Here is a 20,204-nt window from a genome sequence, read left to right on the forward strand (position 1 = left end):
ATTATTTTGAACAAAAAATACCTTCTTCCAAGCATCCTTGGCGCTGCAATGCAATTAATCGGCGCCAATACACCGCTCGTTGCGCAAGGATCAGCTGAGATTGAAATCGCTTTTCTCTCAGACATCCATCTTCAGGACGTTTATGCAGACCTGCAATCACCTGATTTTAATGGAATTCTGAATCCAAAAACCGGCAAATACGCGACAATTCGAACCATGAAAAGTCAGTTGAATTCCACCCGGCTTTTCAATGAAAACTATTTTGCTTTCATCAGCGCATTGGAAGATCTGCAGAAAAAAGGAATTCAACTCGTAGTGCTTCCGGGCGACTTTACCGATGATGGACAACCGATGAATGTCATAGCTCTACAGAAAATTCTTGAGCACTATTCCAGTAAGTTTGGGATGCGCTTTTTTCTGACTACGGGAAATCATGATACGGTCAAACCATATGGAGGAATTGCAGGAAAAAGTGATTTCCTAGGTAAGGATGGCGGCGAGCAGGCAATTGCGGGTGACCGAAAATTATTCCCATCACTTCAAGTAGCCCTGTCGGATCAAATTAATTTCTGGGGTTATCCTGAAGTTACCGCTGTTTTGAGCAATTTTGGCTTTTTCCCTGATGAAAAAGACCTATTTTGGGCACATCCTTTCCAGGAGCTTGACTATGAAAACTATTCTTTCGAACAAGCTATGGCCTCTGCTAACCTCGAACAGAGAATGTACCCACTTTCGGACTCAGGGTTATTTCTACCGGATGCCAGTTATGTAGTTGAGCCTATCGAGGGAATCTGGCTGCTAGCTTTGGATGGAAATGTATTCACCCGCTCGGGAAATGATTTGAAAGAAGGCTGGAAAGGCTCCTCAGTTGGATTTAATGAAGCTTCCATTTCCAAAAAGCATCAGCTAGACTGGATTAAAAAAGTAGCTGCAGAGGCAGAAAAAAGAGGTAAAACGCTAATTTCTTTTAGCCATTATCCCTTAGTGGAGTTTCATGATGGAGCTTCCGAAGAAATGAAATCACTCTTTGGACCTAGAAAATTTCAACTGGAGCGCGTGCCTACCAACGAAACCAGCGAACTCTACGCCACTGCAGGCATCCACATTCATTTTGCCGGACACATGCATATCAATGACACCGGAGTTTATCAAGACCAATCAACCACCCATACCATGTATAATATCCAAGTACCCTCTTTGGCTGCTTTCCCCCCTGCTTATAAAACTGCAAAAATCTCGAAGAAAGACAATTTTGAAATTGAGACCATTCCTCTGTCAGACGTAGATCATATGAATGAATTCTTTGATCTCTATAGAATGGAGCATAGATGGCTGCTGGAAAAGCAAGATCCTGGAATTTGGGACACTACCATTTTAGCATCAAAAAATTACCTGGAATACACCCGGAATCACTTGATCGAACTAACAAAATCCAGATTTATCCCCTCGGATTGGCCAAAAGAACTTGTTTCTCTACTCACTGCTATGAGTTCGGATGCGCTAATCGATTGGAGCAAAATGAAGCCTGAAGAAGGAAATATATTTCTTCAAGAGCAATTAAAGGCGGCTCCAACTTCAGATATACATGCACCGAAGATCATCGAGGATTTTTATCTAGTCAAAAATGGCGATGAGATAGGCCGGAAACTTATACCTGAAACAAGAATCTCAAAATATGAAACGCTTTTCACTGGAGTAGCTAAAATGAAGCAAAGCTCAGAACCTAATCTCAACACTGAGCTAATTAAGTTTCTGGACATTTTCAGCAAATTGTATTACTCCTTACCCTCGGATCATTTTCTGATCGATCTAGAGGAAAACACAATTGAACGAATAGATTAGAGGTTTAAGATTGAATCTTCGATCTCCCCTTAGATGAAGATCCAATGAGCTCCATATGAGAGTTAACTTTGTCGATAATATCCCATCGAAAAATAGAATAGAAATTGGATTTTCGACGAGTTTTATCTTACAGGAAAACCTCCAAAGAGTTACATAAGAGCAATAGCTTCGTCGAAAAATACTAATCATAATTTTGACATAACGCTGTAAGAGCGATACCTTAATTAAACAAGAATTCTCCCCTACCAAACTTCCGATCCTCTGGGTCATTGCTTTAGCTCATATACTAAAAAAGCCGATGAGAAAAATCTCATCGGCTTTACTTATTCAATAGGTTTGCTAGTTATTAATAGCCTTGATTCTGTTCTAAAAATCCTGCCTCACTAGATGACCCATCAATTGCTTTTTGAGGGATTGGAAACAATCTTTTGAACACATCTGTGTCTGTTTTCTCTGTCCAGCTGTCCTCGTATTTGCCAAATCTGATTTGATAATTTCTTCTGAATCCTTCCCAATACAACTCAAATCCTGTTTCACGGTATAGAATATCCATATCAATGGAAGTCAATGCAGCAGGGGTTTGGTCTGGACGTGCATTTCTGGACGCTCTCAAGGTATTGATATCTGCCAAAGCTCCGGCATTATCGCCTTTTCTCAACTTAGCCTCAGCACTCATCAGGTATATTTCACCCAAACGAACCAACACTAAATCCACACTACTGTAGCTGCAGCAGTTTGGAGCTGTATGACTAAACTGATACTTGGAGAATCTGTAACCCGCATTATGCAAGCTACCTTCGGTAGTGAAATCAACTTTAAGCGTGTGATCCACATAGCGAATGTTTGCTCCACTACTTCTCTTATTGATCACAGGATAAATCTTAACTTTCCCTTCATCGTCAGTCAAAATATTCCCTCCACCATCTTTTCTAGGACCCCAGATGATATTGCGAAGAATCCCTCTGTTGATTTCGAAATCTGTCGCAGCGATAGAATAATAGTGATCTGCATCGTTGGTTGGATTTACTCCAGTAAGATCCTGAAGATTTTCAGGTATGATTGTATTTTCTTTGAAAAAGCGAGCATCAGCATCAGCAGGATCTACTGATCCATAGGCATCTACCCAGGTTTTGAAGAAATCAGGTGTAACTGCAACAGCATCTGTTCCACGGGTATTAGGAAATTCAGGTCTCGGAATCAAATCCCCAGAGATAGGCCAGTAAGCCCATCTGCTGTGCTCTGTTTCAAGAACTCCTCGTTGATCTAGAGAAAATAAAATCTCCGGATTCATGTGGTTATCATCGCTGAACAGGTCAAAATACTCAGGGGATAGTGAAGCCTTCCCACTCATAATTTCACTCGTATATCTGATAACTTTATCCATATCAGCAGTCTTGAAATCAGGTGTACCGTATGGATCTCTATAAACTGCCGCATTCAAATACAAGCGAGCAAGTAATGCTTTGACAGCATCTTTGTTTAATCTCCCAGGACCTTTGTCGTTACTAATTACATCCACAACAGACATCAATTCACTTTCCAGGTGATCGATCGCATCTTGACCTCTCAGAATGTCTGATATTTCACTAGATTTTTCTTTTTTGAAAACAAGCCCCCAGTTATCCAACGCTAACATATTCAGGTATGCTTTCATGGCAATCATTTCATACAAAGGATCCTGAGCGGACGAGTTGCCATTTTCTACTTCCAATCGCAACCTTTCCTCAGCCAATACTGCTCTTGACAAAGTAAGTGTGATATAAGTCCATGCGTCTCCTACCAAGCCATTGCTTGGAGTCATCAAATGCTGATGCACTGCGATGAATTTCCCACCATCAAACCAATCCGTACCACCTCGATAAGGAAGTATCCCTTCATCCGAAGCAACTTCTTGCAGACCAAAATTCACAGTATGTAACCATACCTGACGAAGCATGCCATACACTGGTGCAATTGATCCACTGATAACTTCCGCTTCACCAGTACCAGTGAGCGATTCGTCCAGAATATCCTCATCCAAATCTGTACAGCCCAGGATTACGAATAAGAACGCAAAGACCGGGAGTATTTTGTGAAATGCTTTATTTTTCATTTTAGTATAAGTTCTATTTGATTTACTAATCACTTATTTCTTTTTAGAATGTTAGGTTAAGGCTAAGAGAGAAGGTTCTAGCTCTTGGGTAAGTAAAGCGATCGATACCAAAAGTTTGAATTCCTGCTGAAGTAGAGCCAGTATTCACTTCTGGATCAAATCCTGAATAATCCGTGATTACAAAGAGATTCTGGCCGGTCAGCGCAAATCTTACATTCTGGAAGACGTTGCTAATACCGATATTCTCCGTATTCAGGTTGTAAGCCAATGTTGCATTGTTCAATCTGAAAAATGAGCCATCTTCCAAGAATCGAGTCGATACAGTATTTGAGTTGTTAAATGATTCCTCTGGATACTCAGCTGCAAATTCAGTCGTGTTATTAGACCTAGACAACTGTGCTTTGGTGAACAAAGACATGGCCGTGTGATTGTAAATCTTGCTTCCAGAAGTACCGTTGAAGTTCATCCCCAAATCGAATGATTTGTATCGGAAATTCATCTGAATTCCGTAGATCGATTTTGGAATCGCACTTCCTACTACGCTACGGTCATTGTCCAATACAGCTCCATCTCCATTGATATCTTTAAACTTGTTAAGACCATCTTCTCCGATTCCGTCAAACTGAAGCATGTAGAATGCACCAATTGGCTCGTTGTTGATGTAACCGTTGATGGTAGCACCAGTCTGGCCAGCACCTTGCGCTGCACCTGTCGTCAATACTGAATAAGGAGAATCTTTTACTTCGTTATGGATGAATGTAATATTTCCTCCAATGCTGTACGAGAAGTCACGCGATTCTTCACTGTGGTAATTCAACCCTAGCTCAAAACCAGAGTTATGGATTTTCATGTCCTTAATATTATTCCAATATGTAGAAGTAGGCTGAACAGGGTCAGCAGGAACCACTTCCAACAAGATGTTTGATGATACTTTGTTGAAATAATCCACGGTACCAGTCAAGCGGTTATTGAAAACTGCGAAATCAATCCCTAGGTCAAACTGAGTAGATACTTCCCATTGCAAATTTGGATTTGCCAATCTTGTAAATACAATTCCGTATGGATATCCATCCAATGAATTGGCATCAGTATCTATCGGATAAGTGCTCAAACTTCCTCCTCCAGTAGCCAATCTATCTTCTGAGTAACTAGCCTTAGTGATTTTAGAAGGAATCTCCTGATTACCAGTCTTACCCCAGCTTGCACGCAACTTTAGGTTACTGAAGCCTGAGTTTGCCATGAAATCTTCTTTGCTGATATTCCATCCACCAGCAAAAGATGGGAAGTAACCATACTTGTTGTTGTCACCAAATTTGGAAGATCCATCGGCACGGAAAGTAGCCGTAAACAGGTATTTATCATTGTAAACATAATTCAGTCTACCGAAGAAAGACTGCAACTCGTTTCTTACGGCAGAAGAATTGACAGTGGTTGGATATTCACTAGTACTGTTATGATCTTGATATCGTGGCTCTATATTATTGTTTGCAAATCCTCTTGAAGAAGTAATTCTAGTTTCATCCAAAAACGTCTGATAAGAATGTCCAGCCAATACAGTCACGTTGTGCTTGTAGTTATTCCAGTTGTAGGTAAGCGTATTCTCAACAAGTTTATTGGCATTTGAACTGATCCCTACATCCAGTGATCCATCAGAAATATTGGACTCATTGATTACAGCCGTGTAAGGCTTGTACTGCTGATATCTATCTGTGCTTGAGTAATCCACACCTAGGTTTGCCTTGTAAACAAGACCGTCCAAAATCTCAATAGAAGGTGCGATAGTCGCCAAAATACGGTTGTTGGCAGCATTATCACTGTACAAATCATATCTCGCAACTGGATTCAATGCATTCGTATTCAATAGCGTAGGTTCTCCGTCTGTGTAAGGAGCTACTGTTGGATTCAGGCTAAGCATGTCACTAATTGTAGAAGTAATGCTAGGTCTCAAATTCTCCGTGTGAGATGCCGTCAAGTTATAATCTACATTTAGTCTTCCCTTCCAGGCTTTCTGATTCATATTCAGCTTTCCTGAATACCGCTTCAACTCGCTATTCTTCAAAATCCCTTCCTGATCCTGAAAACCTACAGAAGCGAAATAAGAGAAATTCTCCTTGTTCGCACCGCTCATCGAAAAACTAAGGTCATTAGAGATCCCTGTTTGACTCAACTCATCCTGCCAATCTGTATTAGCACCGAAATCATCTAAAGCTCCACCAGCAGCTACCACTTCTCTACGAAACTCATCCGCGCTAAAAACATCAATTTTCTTCGCCATAGAAGATATTCCTGTAGAAGCGGAGAAATTCATCTGAGTTCTTCCATCTTTTCCTTTTTTGGTCGTAATAACTACCACACCATTGGATGCTCTAGAGCCATAAAGCGCGGTAGCACTTGCGTCCTTCAGCACATCCATGGATTCGATATCGTTTGGATTTAGGAAGTTTAGTGGATTCGAGGCTACCCCTGTAGAGGAATTATCCAGCAAGAAGCCATCGACTACATAGAGAGGTTGAGTGCCTGAACGCAAACTACCAATCCCCCTAATAATTACATTTTGTGTAGCTCCAGGCTCTCCAGAAGTGGCAGAAATGTTAACACCTGCCATTTTACCTTGTAGTAAATCAATTGGATTGGAAACTACACCTTGATTAAAATCTTCACGTTTCACTGACCCTATCGCTCCAGTGACATCAGATCTCTTCTGCGTACCGTAACCAACTACCACTAATTCATCCAATTGGGTAGCATCTGGTTCTAATTGAACTGTGATTACTGACTGTCCATTCACAGGAATCTCTTGTAAGAGATACCCCAGATAAGAAATTTGAAGAACTGCTCCGTCTGCCACATCGAGGGAAAATTTCCCGTCAAGATCTGTAACAGTCCCGTTAGTAGTTCCTTTCACACGAACCGTAGCTCCTGGCATAGGCGCTCCTGTCTCATCTGTGATGGTCCCAGAGATCAGTTGACCTTTAGATACCAAAGCTGCATCAGGAACATTTGTTTTTAGAAGTAGCTCCCTGTCGATGCCTTTAGCAGCTAGAGGATTCGGACTGGCAATAAGTCCAGCCCATGTTACCAAACATGCCGAAGCACAGATGATAGTTGATGCTCGTAATTTTGTATTCATAAAATTTAAAGTGTTGGATGACTAAGAATTTTCAATACTATAATTCTGTGGGTCTGTCGAAACAGGCTTTTCGAATTTTGACACAAATGTATTGTATATAAAACAGCCCTCCGTTAAATCGGTTTTAGGGTTATATTAATTATACATAAGGAAAAACACACTTTAAATTCACATGATAAACACCCATCCTAAAAATAGAAAAATCGATTAATCTGACGATTCAAAGCCTAAAATCAAAAAAAACAACACCCAAATAATCAGACTTGTAGCGTTTTCACTATCCCAATCATCAAAAAGTAAATAGCCAGAGAAAAATTCAAGAATACTCGCAAATTACTATACAATTAATTGGCTATATAAACACAAAATATTAACCAAAACAACTCCTATATATTAACATCATACTCCTATAGTAATATTACCAACACACATTATTAATAATTAAATAAAAGAGACATCACAATGAAATGAGAATTATTCACATATCCTGAAACTGCCTTTATCTCAATTGGGCACTAAAGCCCACCCTACTCTCGCTGTTATTTTCTCTTAAACTATCTCATTCCCGAGCCAAATTCCCCAGCTATCCACTAGTATTGTAATTCTGGCAGAAAAAATGCTGTATTCCGACCATATCATTTTGTAAATAAATTTACAATTTTTCAATCAGCGTTAATTTTCAGAAAAGTGCCAAAATCATCGTTCAGGGGCTTTTTCCTCCTTGTTATGCTCATTTGCATAATGGAGAATCTCTTTGCCCAAAATGAGAATGACACTACAAAAGTTTCCATCACTCAGAAGGCCTTGGAAAAAGGAATGGATTTGATAAGCAGAACAAACAGGGACTCTGTTTTGGTAGAAAAAGCAGAAGAAAAATTCCTTCGTTACGAAGGGATGATCATTCGAAACATCACTGTAGAAAACCTTGGCTTTGAATTCTCAATTTATGGAACCGAAAAACCCATTGTCCAAAAAGTAGGTAGAATCGCAAACAAGCTTCACACCAATACCCGGGAGAAAACTATTCGTCAACACCTTTTCATCAAGCCAAACCAAAAACTCAATCCTTATAAACTGGGAGATAATGAGCGATACCTGCGGGATCAATCTTTTATCTTGGAAAGTAGAATCGTCGTCACCTCTATCGCAGGAACTGACTCTGTGGATTTGGCAGTAGTGACACGGGATATTTTTAGTTTCGGTGGCTCCATCAGCGGTACTATTCCTACTTCGCCTTTGCTAAAAATGTATAATGCCAATTTGGATGGAAGAGGACAGGGTTTTGAGTTCGATATACTTTTTGACCATGACCGGACGCCAAAAGTTGGAATAGCCCTAGCTTATACCAAGAGTAGCTTTTTAGGAAGTTTTGCAGATTTCACTGCCTATTATACTCAGTTGAATTCAGGAATCAGCGCAGGTGAAGAGAAGGAATTTGCTACTGGAATCAGTTTGGAACGGCCGCTAGTTTCACCCTATTCCAAATTTGCAGGCGGTGCTGGCTGGAGTCAAAATTGGTCAAAGAATGTAGATTCAAGACCGGACTCAGTATTTCTAGATTACAAATACAACATTATGGATCTCTGGGTAGGCTATAATTTTGGCTCAAATAAAGCGCTCCAAGATAGAAAAAGGGAGTTTCTGGCGCTGAGATTTTTTGATGGATATTTCATTAATCAGCCCAACCAGGAAGAGGTAATCGACGAGAGCAGGTATAACGACAGCAAAGGCATATTGGCTGAGTTTACGGTGTATGAGCAGGACTTTTTCAAAACCCAATACGTCTATGGGTTCGGACGAACGGAGGATATTCCATCGGGATATAACATCTCTACCACTTGGGGCTACACCAATACAATGGGATACCAACGTCCCTATGGAGATTTGAACATCAACTTTAAAAAAGCATCCAAAAGTGGCAGCTTCTATGAATTCAACTTGAATGGAGCCAGCTATCTCCGAAACGGAATTGAAGACGCAGTCCTTCAGACAGGCGGCACTTATTACACGCAAGCATTTAGCCTGGGGAATTACAAAATCAGGAATTCCGCTAGTATTGTCTATACCCAACTCTACAATCGGGTTACGAACGATTGGTTGACAATCAGGGGCAACTTAATTCCAGGTCTGCGAGTAGAAGAAGTAGATGCCACACAGAGAATTGCGTTTGGATTTGAGTCGAGTCTCTTCACGCCCTGGTCACTCATAGGATTTAGAATAGCTCCATTTACTTCATATTATTGGGCAAAACTGAAGTGCTATACCTGCGAAGATAGGTACCAAAAATTCCAAGGAATCAGTCTAGGTATGCGAATTCGAAATGAAAACTTAATATTTGGTACGATAGAATTGAAGGGGACATTTATCCCGACAGATGACGAAGGGAAGTCCAAGTTTGCCTTTAGCGTAAGAAAAAATCTGCGATTTAGAAAATCGGACGTCTTTGTAGCTGCCCCAAATCTGATTGTTTATAATTGATGTGATTATCCACAATGATGGCAGTAACGTTTGATTCTCTGCTTGTTTAAACAGAAGAAAAGTGACCAAAGACTTAAGTGGCCTCAATTATAAATTGAAACGTATCTCAGATTGATTTTACCTCTTTACGGGTAGAAAAGCGGCACTACAAAATACTTAAATTTCAGAATGAAAATTAAGCTATGACAGATTGGATTTTGGGAATACTAACCTAATTCTTATCTTCTATTCTTTATAAATTTCCCCCTAAATAAAACCCATGAAAACCCTCTTTTTCATTCTTTCCCTGCTCAGCCTTTTTCCTAACAACGAAAATCCAACCGTTAAAATCCTAAGTTCAGGGTTCATTTATGAAGAGGCTCCCTTTCCTTCCTGCCATGCTTCTACACTTATAGAAACGGAAAATGGCATTTTGGCTTCCTGGTTTGGAGGTAGCTATGAGCGGCACCCAGACGTGAGTATCTATACCTCCTTATTAAAAAACGGCACTTGGTCTACTCCGGAAATGGTGGCTGATGGAGTGGAAAACAAAGACTTCAGAAACCCAACCTGGAATCCAGTTCTTTATCAAAACCCCAATGGAAGAATAGTACTTTTCTACAAAGAAGGTCCAAATCCTAGAGAATGGTGGGGACTTTACAAAACTTCAGATGATGGTGGAAAAACTTGGTCCAAAGCCATTCAAATCCCTCCTGGGATGCTTGGTCCAGTGAAAAATAAATCGGTGACACTTTCTGACGGCACTTTACTCCATCCAAGTAGCTTCGAAACGAATGGTATATGGAGTATGCATGTAGAAACTACAGACTCGGATATACAAAATTGGAAAAAGATAGATATCAACAATGGCGATTTGCATGCTATTCAACCCACCGTCTTATTTTATCCAAACGGAAAACTGCAAATGCTTGCACGTACACAAGAAGATGTGATCGGAACGACTTGGTCTACTGACAATGGAAAAACTTGGAGTACTATGGAAGCCACGAGCTTGGTCAACAATAACTCGGGAATTGATGCTGTTACCCTGCAAAATGGAATACAGTTATTGGTGTGCAATCCTATAAAAGACGGAAGAAATAAGCTTTCACTATTGATGTCAATGGATGGCGTGAATTGGGAAGAGCTACATGTATTAGAAGACCAGCCAAAAGGAGAATTCAGCTACCCAGCAATCATCCAGGGAAAAGATGGGAAAGTTCACATCACTTACACTTATAATAGAGAGAAAATAAAGTATGTCGCTTTGGCTCTAGAATAAGCATTTTTGCAAAAACTAGTTTAAATCAAAACGAGCGATCCGAAATTCAGATCGCTCGTTTTGTTTGTAATATACTTCTGTAAACAGATCTACTAGGTACCTGAATCAAAGGTCAAATAATTCCAGAGTATCTAGATTATGTCAAGGTATTTCTATTAGAATAATTCCTCTATCGCCTGACTGTCACTACTATCTAAAATCCCTCAACTAACGATAGGAGTCTCGAATCCCTCGTCAATCGCAAATCGAAATTCGTAAATACAATCGACTCACATTTCCTTCATCTCACTTACCACCTTTGTGATGGTTTGCTTCGCATCACCGAAGAGCATCAAGCAATTTGGATAGCCAAACAACTCATTTTCTACTCCTGCATAGCCTTTGCCCATACTTCTTTTGGAGACAATCACCGTTCTTGCTTTGTCCGCATTTAGGATTGGCATGCCGTAAATCGGGCTTTGAGGGTTATTTCTGGCTGCCGGATTTACAACGTCATTTGCTCCTACGATCAGCACCAAATCAGTATTCGGAAATTCATCGTTGATATCATCCATTTCGATTAGCTTGTCATAGGAAATATTAGCCTCTGCGAGTAGTACGTTCATGTGCCCTGGCATTCTTCCTGCCACTGGGTGTATAGCAAACTTAAAGTCGATGTTACGCTTTTCGCATTGCTCCATGAGTTCACGGATCACGTGCTGAGCCTGAGCTACAGCCATTCCATATCCTGGAACTACAATCACTGAAGAAACTCCATCAAACAACATGGCCGTTTCCTCTACTCCTATCTCCTTCACAGTAATAGAAGGACCATCTCCTTGTGCTTCATTCACTGTCTGCCCAAATCCACCCAAGAGCACATTGATCAAGGATCGGTTCATGGCTTTGCACATGATCTGCGTAAGGATAATTCCTGATGCACCGACTAGTGATCCAGCAACGATCAACACATTATTATTAAGGATAAAACCCGTGGCACAAGCGGCCATTCCAGAGTAGGAATTCAGCAAGGAAATCACCACCGGCATATCAGCTCCTCCGATCGGAATCACGGTCAAAACACCCAAGAGCAAGGCAATGACAATCAAAACAATGATTAGCATAGGGTCTGTTTGATCCATTACTGTAAAAACTGCAGCGGCAAGGAAGCCTAGGAACAACACCAGGTTGATCGCATGCTGACCTTTAAAGGTAATCGGCGAACCGGAGATATTTCCATTCAGCTTCAGGTAAGCAATCAATGATCCGGTAAACGTAAGTCCCCCTATAAAAACCGAAACGATAATACTGATCACCGTCACCAACTCTATAGACTCCATATTGACTTCTGTGCGGAGGAAATAGTCTGAAAGCGCAACAGAAAAAGATGCTAAACCACCAAATCCATTGAATATCGCTACCATTTCCGGCATCTTGGTCATCTCTACTTTATTGGCATAATACAAGCCGATCGCTGATCCTACTACTATACAACCTACTATCTCAACTAAAGAAATGGCATCAATCTGAAGCAAAGTTGCCACAATGGCAATAAACATTCCCAAGGCTGAAAGACGGTTTCCCTGTCTAGCAGATTTGGTCTTGTTCATCATTTTCATCCCCAATACAAACAATACCGAGGAGACTAAATAGGCTAATTCTATGGCTACACTCATTTCTTCTTGAACATTTTAAGCATACGATCTGTGACAGTGTAGCCGCCGACTACGTTGATGGTGGCGAGCACCAAGGCGATCATACCAAGCCACTTACTAATGGTGGTATAGCCCATTTCGTTACAGGCAAGCAAGGCACCGACTATGGTGATTCCAGAAATAGCATTGGAACCAGACATCAAAGGTGTATGCAAGGTTGGGGGAACTTTAGCGATTAGCTCAAACCCTAGGAAACTTGCAAGTACAAGTATATAAATCAGAATTATTAATGCTTCTGAGCTCATAATTTGAAAAGGTTAATTCGACTTAGTTAATATTTTATTAGTAAACTCATGCACCACCTGGCCTTCGTAGGTAATCAAAACACCTTTGGTGATTTCCTCCTCACGGTCCAGATTGAATCCATCTTTGGTGGCTAGGTGCATAAGAAGCGTACTAATATTAGTTGCATACAATTGACTTGCATTCGTTGAAAGTAATGATGGCAAGTTGGACTCACCGATAATAGTCACGCCATGTTTTTTCACGATTTGGTCTTTTTCGGAAATCTCACAATTTCCCCCAGACTCCACGGCCATATCTACGATCACAGCACCTTTTTTCATGGTTTTCACCATTTCTTCAGTCACAAGAATTGGCGACTTCTTCCCCATCACCAACGCTGTTGTGATGACTAAGTCTGAATCCTTAATCTTGTTTTGAATGAGTTCTTTTTGCTTTTGCAAAAACTCAGCGGAAACCTCAGCAGCATATCCTCTCTCCACCTTCACTTCCTCAGCACCTTCCACAGTTAAGAATCTACCTCCAAGCGATTCCACTTGCTCTTTGGTTTCAGGACGGACGTCAGACACTTCCACGACAGCCCCTAAACGCTTGGCCGTCGCGATTGCCTGTAGTCCTGCAACACCTGCTCCGAAAATCAAAACCTTGGCAGGGGTGATTGTGCCTGAAGCAGTCATCATGAGTGGAAATATTTTTTCCAAATGATTTGCTCCCAAAATCACAGATTTATAGCCTGCAAGATTGGCCTGAGAGCTTAAGCAATCCATCTTCTGCGCTCGGGAAATCCTCGGAACAGCATCCATAGAAAAGGACATGATGGATTTTTTATTCAGTTCCTCCAGAATCTCAGGGTGATTGTAGGCATACATTATAGACATGCAAGCACTTCCATTCTTCATTTCGGATACTTCTTGCTTTGTAAAAAGATTAACTTTCAGCAATAGGTCTGCACTAAAAACATCCTGAGAAGAACCGACTGTAGCTCCTGCATCTTTGTAATCTTGATCCGAAAAATTAGACCCAACACCAGCATCTTGCTCCACTGTGACGGTAAACTCTTTCTTGATTAACTGCTTGATGACATCAGGACTAAGTGCAACCCGGCGCTCACCTTCCTTTGTCTCTTTTAAAACTCCTATTTTCATTTTAGGCTTGTTGAATTTGTTTAGTTCAGAGCTACTCTTCTAAATATATTCAAAGAAACTAGGAAAAATTAGCTTGAGCCACCTGCATTATCCTGATTTTTTACTATTTCATGATATTTTCTTTCGAGAAACCTCCAATTCAAAAAACAAAACTTTAACCAAAAAACAGGATCTCACCAACTTGTACCATCGATTGCACATACTTTTTAAACCAACTTTCTAAGGTTACAAACAATTTTTTTAGAAGAAGTCTAGAATATCACCCCATGTCACTGGAAAATTCAATTTTTACATATTTTCTTGCTATACCATTAATCATTTCATAACCATAGTTTAAAAACAATCAGGATTCATCAAAAAAAATAAATCCCTATTTTGGGTCACTTATTTGACCATAAACTTATAACCTCATGCGCAAACACAATAAAAATCCGCAAGGACAAACCCGTCGGGATTTTATAAAAAATGCAGCAATTGCCTCCTCTTTTATGATTGTTCCTCGTCACGTTCTAGGCGGAGTTGGATTTATTGCCCCAAGTGATCAATTAAATCTAGCTGCTATAGGAGCAGGTGGAAAAGGAGCCAGCGATATTAGAAATGCATCTGTAAATGGCAGAGAACGGGTAACTGCACTTTGTGATGTTGATTTTTCGGGTTCTGCAAAGGCTTCGGTAGAGCGTTTCCCAGACGCAAAACTTTATGCGGATTTCCGCAAAATGCTCGATACAGAGAAAGATATCGATGCAGTAACCATTTCCACCCCAGATCATGTCCATGGTCCTGCTGCAAAATATGCGATGGAGCGCGGCAAGCACGTATATGTGCAGAAACCAATGACGCATAACATCAAAGAAGCAAGAATGCTCACTGAGATGGCGAGAAGTCAAAAGGTAGTAACCCAGATGGGCAACCAAGGTGGATCGAACGAACTGTTGAAACTTGTCCAGAAATGGGTAGATGACGATAAAATCGGTAAAATCTCCAAAGTAGAAGTCTGGACAAACAGACCTGTATGGCCTCAAGGCGGTGCATTTCCTAAGCCAAACCCAAGTGCCAAGCCAGATGCCTTGAACTGGGATCTGTGGTTAGGTCCATCTCCTGAGATTCCTTACACCCCAGAACTGCATCCGTTCAGCTGGAGAGGTTGGTGGAATTATGGAACCGGTGCACTAGGCGATGTGGGATGTCACTTGATTGATATTCCATTTAGAACTTTAGGGCTGCATTATCCTACTGACGCAGAATGTAGTGTAGGATCTGTGTACAGCGGCATGTGGACACCGGATTATCATCCTGATGGCTGCCCTGCTTCTTCCTTTATCTCGTTGAACTTTGCAGCTACCGCTAAAAGCAAGGCTCCTATTAACATGACTTGGATGGATGGTGGCATCAAACCTGCACATCCGGATATTATTCCTGCAGACCAGGAAATCGGTGGTGGAGCAAATGGTGTATTGATCATCGGTGAAAAAGGAATTATCGCTACTAACATCAATGACAGTTCTCCATTGATGCCAAAACTATATTTGAATGACGGCACTCAGGAATTTGGCCCTCAAACGGAAGAAAACATCGAGCCTGAGTATGGCCACCAGAGAAAATGGGTAGATGCGTGTAAGGCTGGATTCGGAAGTGAAGAGCACAAAGGATTGACTTCCTCTTTTGATTATGCTGGCCCAATGACCGAAACAGTTTTGATGGGTAACCTAGCCATTAGAAGTTACATGCTGAGAAGAGAAAACAGCAAAGGTCAGCAAGAATTCTACGGACGTAAAAAATTACTTTGGGATGGTGACAAATTGCTAATCACCAACTTTGAAGAAGCCAACCAATTTGTAGGAAGAACGTACAGAGAAGGATGGGAGATGTAATTCATCACCAGAAATAAATCATTCGAAACCCGTTCAAATTGATTTTGAACGGGTTTCGATATTTTAATGTATATAGCAGTAAATCATCCAAATTAAGAACCTTCTAACCTAAAACGCTCAAACCGGCTTGTATTAATCAGGTTTTAGTAAAGTTTTGAGACTAAAACGAAAATTATTTTAGAAGGAAGCAACAAAAAATAGGATTTTATCCTTAAATACTTTGCTTAGTTTTTTTTTAAACGACAAGCATTCTTAGATTGGCAACAATTAAATAACTAATAAATGGCACAAATGATTAAAAAGGGAAAAGAGCTAATTCGTATCTGCCCTACCAACACGCTTAAAATTGAATTTTCTATCGATGAGGGCGAGACTTGGAATCAACGATATATGGGGAATCCAGCCAGTCCAGGAGAATTTACAGACTTAGCAGACGGCGGTAAAGAATTGTTAGGAGAAGGTCCAAAAGGAAGTTTCTACTCCAAAAACAAAGGAAAATCTTGGCATAAAAGATAATTTTCAACGAATACTCAGAATTCGATTAAGGCTAAAGGCTTTATTAGTAACTCCAATTTAGAACTACTGAAATTTTTGCTTTTCCTTAAAGCACCGATAACACCAAAAGTTTACGCCAATAAATTAGTTAAAATTGATGTTGAACAGATTGGAGAAATGAATGCTAAGTCTGACTTTGCGTCAACGCTCTCTCTTTGATCAGATCTCTTTTAATACATTTATTGGTATTAAACTTCGCCAAACTCTAAGAGTCTAACAAGAAATAAATTCTTTAAGCCATGCTGAAAAAAATCGGATTAGTCATTTTAGTAGTTTTTGTAGCCATCCAGTTTATTCCTTACGAAAAAAATGAAGGGACACCAGCTGGTAACCCCATTTCAGGTAGTTACAATATCCCAGACAATGTCAACAAGCTATTAATTAATGCCTGTAACAATTGTCATACTAACACTTCTGAATATCCATGGTATGCGAGCGTTGAACCAATTGGTTATTGGCTGAATAGTCATATCCAAGATGGGAAAAGACATTTGAATTTTGACGAATTCACCAATCGCCCATTGGCCTATCAGAATCATAAGCTGGAAGAAACGATTGAAATGGTAGAGGAAAAGGAAATGCCAATTGAATCTTACACTTACTTCGGATTGCATCCAGAAGCTAATCTTTCTGATGCAGATAGAAAGGTGATTGTCGACTGGGCTAAAGACCAGATGGCATATCTGAAAGCCACCTATCCAGCAGACAGCTTGGTGATGAAAAGAAGAAGCCCTCCTCCAGCACAGTAGAAGTTGTATTCCTTTTATACAAAGGATTAAAATCCGTACAAAACAAAAAAACCTGGCTCAGACAACTCTGAGCCAGGTTTTTTTTATGAAGTTTTAGCCTAATCAACCGCCCCATCCTTTGTATAAAAGGAGGCTTCTTTACTTTCTTCAGATAAAGAAATATTGGTAAAACCCACCCTATTTCTTTCCCCTACTATTTCCCCGTTCTCGAGCTTTTGCCATGCAATAGAAGTTGGTAAGCTTACACCATTTACTTCAGCCCATTTATCGTACTTAATCCAGCTTGGAGGCCCTGGCTTCAGCTCTTTCCCAAAGGTCGCTTTATATCCCAACCATGCCATTTTGTTGGTTTCAGGATGGTAATGAAGCAGGTAAACATCATCCGGTGCCTCACCCACGTTGGCTTGGTAGGTGATTTTCACTCCAGGATAGCTTATTCCTTCATATACCATCGGCTCAGCTGTTTCATAATTGATCCCTTCGTCAGCAAGGACAAAAGGCATAGCATAAAAATAAAACATCAGATCATGTCTGTAAGAAGGGTCTCCCTTGTATTCTTCTTCTTTATTCAATGACCAAGCCGTAACTCCATCAAAACCTATGTCGTATGCCGGGGCCATTACTCTATCCATCCTAGAATGTAGATCAATCGTATGCACTTCATCTAAGCCTTCCTTAGGAATTGAAAACGACAAGGTTTTCATTCGATCCCACTTCTCTAATCCGCCGTGAGCTTCCAATACATTCCATAATTCCTGGGGGATACGTTGTTTTTTGAGGTCGTAATGCTTTTTATTTTGGGTATCACAAGCTGACAAACTAAGTACTAATAAACTAACTAGGATAAAATTCTTCATAAGTTTAAAAGTGCTTGAAAATGATTTACCATACAAGATGAAGTACCCCATTAATAGTCGCCTAGCAGACAAAAGATCACTATCTTATTCCTTCAATCTCAACCTTACAAATCCAACTAGCAGTCGCTGTTAGAACAAAAGCTAGCTGAAGCAATAACTATCTTAGGATAAATACCTATTCTTTACGCGGTATCCCCTATTTTTAAATCATGAGCAAAATCCAAGATACCGAAGTCAAATGGGGAATTTTAGGCGTAGGAAATGTCTGCGAAGTGAAATCCGCACCCGCCATGAACCTCATCCCCAATAGCAAAATAGTCGCGGTGATGCGCCGCTCTGAGGAAAAAGTAAAAGACTACGCCAAAAGACATGGCGTAGCTAAATGGTACACTTCTGCTCTTGATCTGATTAATGATCCAGAAGTGAACGCGATCTACATTGCCACTCCTCCCAATGCACATTTAGAGTTGGCAAAGCTTGCAGCAGCTGCAGGCAAACCTGTTTATGTGGAAAAGCCTATGGCGAGAACGCATCAGGAATGTCTGGAATTGATTGAGGTGTGCAAGCAAGCAAATGTCCCGCTATACATCGCCTATTACAGACGAGAACTTCCGCATTTCCTCAAGATCAAAGAATTGATGGATGCGGGAGTATTAGGAGAAATCCGAACTGTGCACATTAATCTCAAGCAAAAGCTAGATGCGAGTTTAATCACCAAGGTTGAGACCAACTGGCGTGTTGATCCTGAGCTTGCTGGCGGTGGATATTTCTTTGACTTAGCTTCACATCAGTTAGACTTATTGGATTTTTTCTTTGGAAAAATCATCCATGCGAATGGATTTGCTTCCAATCATGCAAAAACCTATAAAGCTGAAGACATTGTGACGGGGAGTTTTGTATTTGACAGCGGAGTACTTGGAACTGGCAACTGGTGCTTCACAACTTCTGAGAATGCAGAAATAGACGAAACGATTATCTACGGTAGCAAAGGTAAAATCAGCTACGCCACCTTTGGTAAAGGCGAATTCATTCTGGAAACGGATGAAAAAGGAACTGAAAAATTCTCTTTTGAACTCCCAAAACATATTCAGCAACCCTTGATCAAAACCATTGTTGGTGATTTGCTAGGAACTGACACATGCGCTAGCACTGGCGTCAGTGGAGCCAGAGCAAACTGGGTGATGGACCAGTTGGTGAAGGAAAGAGTATAATTATTTACCCTGGTGAGCACAGAGAGTTACGTGGAGGCCACAGTTCCATCGCCTCGATTTGTGCCTGCCTTGCGGGTAAGCAGGTCGCTACAAACCAAAACAAAAAATGTTTGCGAAAACAAAAACTGTGGCGTTAGATACACTTTTCTCCATTTTATTTTCCTCATCCGAATTATATCCTCCCCTCTTCAGTTTACTCTTGCATGTAGCATTTCGCTACTTTCAACTATTCATTTTTAATCATCACAAACAATGGATTTAAAATTAGAAGACAAAAAAGCATTCATCAGTGGATCCACAGCAGGAATCGGTTTTGCTATCGCAAAGAGATTCTTGGTAGAAGGAGCTACTGTCATCATTAACGGAAGATCACAAGAAAGTATAGATAAAGCCATTTCAGAACTGAAAGCGGAAACTGGATCGGATAAAGTCACTGGAATTCCAGCTGACTTCTCCAAAGTTGAAGAAGTGGACAGCTTATTGAAAGCGCTTCCAGAAGTTGATATTTTGATCAACAATGCCGGCATCTTTGAACCGAAAGCTTTTGCGGATATTCCTGACGAAGATTGGCTTAGGTTTTTCGAAGTCAATGTACTTAGTGGAATCAGACTTGCCCGACAGTATTTCCCTAAAATGCTCGCCAAGAACTGGGGTAGAATCATCTTTATTTCAAGCGAATCTGGAGTTTTCATCCCAGACGAAATGATCCATTACGGAATGACCAAAACTGCGCAACTTGCGGTCAGCCGTGGTTTGGCTGAACTCACAAAAGGCTCTAATGTCACAGTGAATTCAATCCTTCCTGGCCCAACCAAATCCAAAGGAGTAGGCAAATTCATCGAAGATATGTCTGAGAAAAGTGGAAAAACAATACAGAAAGTAGAGGAAGAATTCTTTCAAGATATGCGACCTACATCACTCATTCAGCGGTTTGCCGCAGTCGAAGAAGTGGCTGATACAGTTGTCTACTACTCCAGTCCTCTGGCATCTGCTACCAATGGTGCATCCATCCGCGTAGAAGGCGGATTAGTTAAGTCAATTATTTAAATAAGTTTTGCCTGATCGGTAAAAACAAT

At 40.6% G+C, this 20,204-nt stretch carries 14 protein-coding genes; 8 read left to right on the forward strand and 6 right to left on the reverse strand.

Annotated elements, in window-relative coordinates:
- The first annotated feature begins 6 nt into the window (after positions 1-6).
- Entirely contained in the window at positions 7-1,842 is a 1,836-nt protein-coding gene (locus tag AACZ87_RS20785) for a metallophosphoesterase (protein ID WP_339870002.1), read from the forward strand.
- Positions 1,843-2,188: 346 nt separating this feature from the next.
- Here the strand turns inward: AACZ87_RS20785 and AACZ87_RS20790 are convergent, their stop codons facing one another.
- Together AACZ87_RS20790 and AACZ87_RS20795 are read right to left on the reverse strand one after the other, a co-directional pair.
- Entirely contained in the window at positions 2,189-3,934 is a 1,746-nt protein-coding gene (locus AACZ87_RS20790) for a RagB/SusD family nutrient uptake outer membrane protein (protein WP_339870003.1), read from the reverse strand.
- Positions 3,935-3,977: 43 nt separating this feature from the next.
- Positions 3,978-7,064 carry a TonB-dependent receptor gene (locus AACZ87_RS20795; protein ID WP_339870004.1) on the reverse strand — a complete coding sequence of 1,029 codons (3,087 nt, stop codon included), beginning with the start codon at positions 7,062-7,064 and terminating at the stop codon, positions 3,978-3,980.
- A 726-nt stretch (positions 7,065-7,790) separates the two neighbouring features.
- On the opposite strand from AACZ87_RS20795, the gene AACZ87_RS20800 reads away from it, so the two are divergent.
- Both AACZ87_RS20800 and AACZ87_RS20805 read left to right on the forward strand, forming a co-directional pair.
- Entirely contained in the window at positions 7,791-9,542 is a 1,752-nt protein-coding gene (locus tag AACZ87_RS20800; protein WP_339870005.1) for a hypothetical protein, read from the forward strand.
- Between the two features lie 259 nt (positions 9,543-9,801).
- Positions 9,802-10,803 carry a sialidase family protein gene (locus AACZ87_RS20805; RefSeq protein WP_339870006.1) on the forward strand — a complete coding sequence of 334 codons (1,002 nt, stop codon included), beginning with the start codon at positions 9,802-9,804 and terminating at the stop codon, positions 10,801-10,803.
- Positions 10,804-11,072: 269 nt separating this feature from the next.
- On the opposite strand, the gene AACZ87_RS20810 is transcribed toward AACZ87_RS20805, so the two are convergent.
- From AACZ87_RS20810 to AACZ87_RS20820, 3 genes are read right to left on the reverse strand one after another with little or no spacing between them, the layout of a single operon-like run.
- Positions 11,073-12,458 (reverse strand): NAD(P)(+) transhydrogenase (Re/Si-specific) subunit beta, encoded by a 1,386-nt coding sequence (locus AACZ87_RS20810; RefSeq protein WP_339870007.1) that lies wholly within the window; start codon positions 12,456-12,458, stop codon positions 11,073-11,075.
- A complete protein-coding gene (locus AACZ87_RS20815; protein ID WP_339870008.1) occupies positions 12,455-12,742 on the reverse strand; it encodes an NAD(P) transhydrogenase subunit alpha in 288 nt (95 codons plus the stop codon). The genes AACZ87_RS20810 and AACZ87_RS20815 overlap by 4 nt, the downstream gene beginning before the upstream one ends.
- Before the next feature lie 12 nt (positions 12,743-12,754).
- Entirely contained in the window at positions 12,755-13,885 is a 1,131-nt protein-coding gene (locus AACZ87_RS20820; RefSeq protein ID WP_339870009.1) for a Re/Si-specific NAD(P)(+) transhydrogenase subunit alpha, read from the reverse strand.
- A gap of 410 nt (positions 13,886-14,295) precedes the next feature.
- Here AACZ87_RS20820 and AACZ87_RS20825 point away from each other — a divergent pair, with 410 nt between their 5' ends.
- From AACZ87_RS20825 to AACZ87_RS20835, 3 genes are all read left to right on the forward strand, one after another.
- The gene (locus AACZ87_RS20825; RefSeq protein WP_339870010.1) at positions 14,296-15,756 is read left to right on the forward strand and encodes a Gfo/Idh/MocA family oxidoreductase; all 1,461 of its coding nucleotides are present in this window, start codon (positions 14,296-14,298) and stop codon (positions 15,754-15,756) included.
- Between the two features lie 282 nt (positions 15,757-16,038).
- Complete coding sequence (locus AACZ87_RS20830) at positions 16,039-16,272, forward strand: hypothetical protein (protein WP_339870011.1); 234 nt, start codon at positions 16,039-16,041, stop codon at positions 16,270-16,272.
- A 278-nt stretch (positions 16,273-16,550) separates the two neighbouring features.
- Positions 16,551-17,060 (forward strand): heme-binding domain-containing protein, encoded by a 510-nt coding sequence (locus tag AACZ87_RS20835; RefSeq protein WP_339870012.1) that lies wholly within the window; start codon positions 16,551-16,553, stop codon positions 17,058-17,060.
- Between the two features lie 98 nt (positions 17,061-17,158).
- Here the strand turns inward: AACZ87_RS20835 and AACZ87_RS20840 are convergent, their stop codons facing one another.
- Positions 17,159-17,917 (reverse strand): hypothetical protein, encoded by a 759-nt coding sequence (locus AACZ87_RS20840; RefSeq protein ID WP_339870013.1) that lies wholly within the window; start codon positions 17,915-17,917, stop codon positions 17,159-17,161.
- Between the two features lie 209 nt (positions 17,918-18,126).
- Between AACZ87_RS20840 and AACZ87_RS20845 the strand changes: the two genes are divergently transcribed.
- Both AACZ87_RS20845 and AACZ87_RS20850 read left to right on the forward strand, forming a co-directional pair.
- Positions 18,127-19,128: a Gfo/Idh/MocA family oxidoreductase gene (locus AACZ87_RS20845; RefSeq protein WP_339870014.1), complete on the forward strand. Its 1,002-nt coding sequence runs from the start codon at positions 18,127-18,129 to the stop codon at positions 19,126-19,128.
- A gap of 252 nt (positions 19,129-19,380) precedes the next feature.
- Positions 19,381-20,175: an SDR family NAD(P)-dependent oxidoreductase gene (locus AACZ87_RS20850; RefSeq protein ID WP_339870015.1), complete on the forward strand. Its 795-nt coding sequence runs from the start codon at positions 19,381-19,383 to the stop codon at positions 20,173-20,175.
- Positions 20,176-20,204 lie beyond the last annotated feature (29 nt).

It is taken from the genome of uncultured Algoriphagus sp., from assembly GCF_963974365.1.
Lineage (GTDB): Bacteria > Bacteroidota > Bacteroidia > Cytophagales > Cyclobacteriaceae > Algoriphagus.

Bases quoted from the DNA above. Each gene is read 5' to 3' on its own strand.
- AACZ87_RS20845 (WP_339870014.1), top strand. From the start codon at position 18,127: ATGAGCAAAATCCAAGATACCGAAGTCAAATGGGGAATTTTAGGCGTA.
- AACZ87_RS20850 (WP_339870015.1), top strand. From the start codon at position 19,381: ATGGATTTAAAATTAGAAGACAAAAAAGCATTCATCAGTGGATCCACA.
- AACZ87_RS20840 (WP_339870013.1), bottom strand. From the start codon at position 17,917: ATGAAGAATTTTATCCTAGTTAGTTTATTAGTACTTAGTTTGTCAGCT.
- AACZ87_RS20815 (WP_339870008.1), bottom strand. From the start codon at position 12,742: ATGAGCTCAGAAGCATTAATAATTCTGATTTATATACTTGTACTTGCA.
- AACZ87_RS20810 (WP_339870007.1), bottom strand. From the start codon at position 12,458: ATGAGTGTAGCCATAGAATTAGCCTATTTAGTCTCCTCGGTATTGTTT.
- AACZ87_RS20820 (WP_339870009.1), bottom strand. From the start codon at position 13,885: ATGAAAATAGGAGTTTTAAAAGAGACAAAGGAAGGTGAGCGCCGGGTT.
- AACZ87_RS20795 (WP_339870004.1), bottom strand. From the start codon at position 7,064: ATGAATACAAAATTACGAGCATCAACTATCATCTGTGCTTCGGCATGT.
- AACZ87_RS20790 (WP_339870003.1), bottom strand. From the start codon at position 3,934: ATGAAAAATAAAGCATTTCACAAAATACTCCCGGTCTTTGCGTTCTTA.
- AACZ87_RS20825 (WP_339870010.1), top strand. From the start codon at position 14,296: ATGCGCAAACACAATAAAAATCCGCAAGGACAAACCCGTCGGGATTTT.
- AACZ87_RS20830 (WP_339870011.1), top strand. From the start codon at position 16,039: ATGGCACAAATGATTAAAAAGGGAAAAGAGCTAATTCGTATCTGCCCT.
- AACZ87_RS20835 (WP_339870012.1), top strand. From the start codon at position 16,551: ATGCTGAAAAAAATCGGATTAGTCATTTTAGTAGTTTTTGTAGCCATC.
- AACZ87_RS20800 (WP_339870005.1), top strand. From the start codon at position 7,791: ATGCTCATTTGCATAATGGAGAATCTCTTTGCCCAAAATGAGAATGAC.
- AACZ87_RS20805 (WP_339870006.1), top strand. From the start codon at position 9,802: ATGAAAACCCTCTTTTTCATTCTTTCCCTGCTCAGCCTTTTTCCTAAC.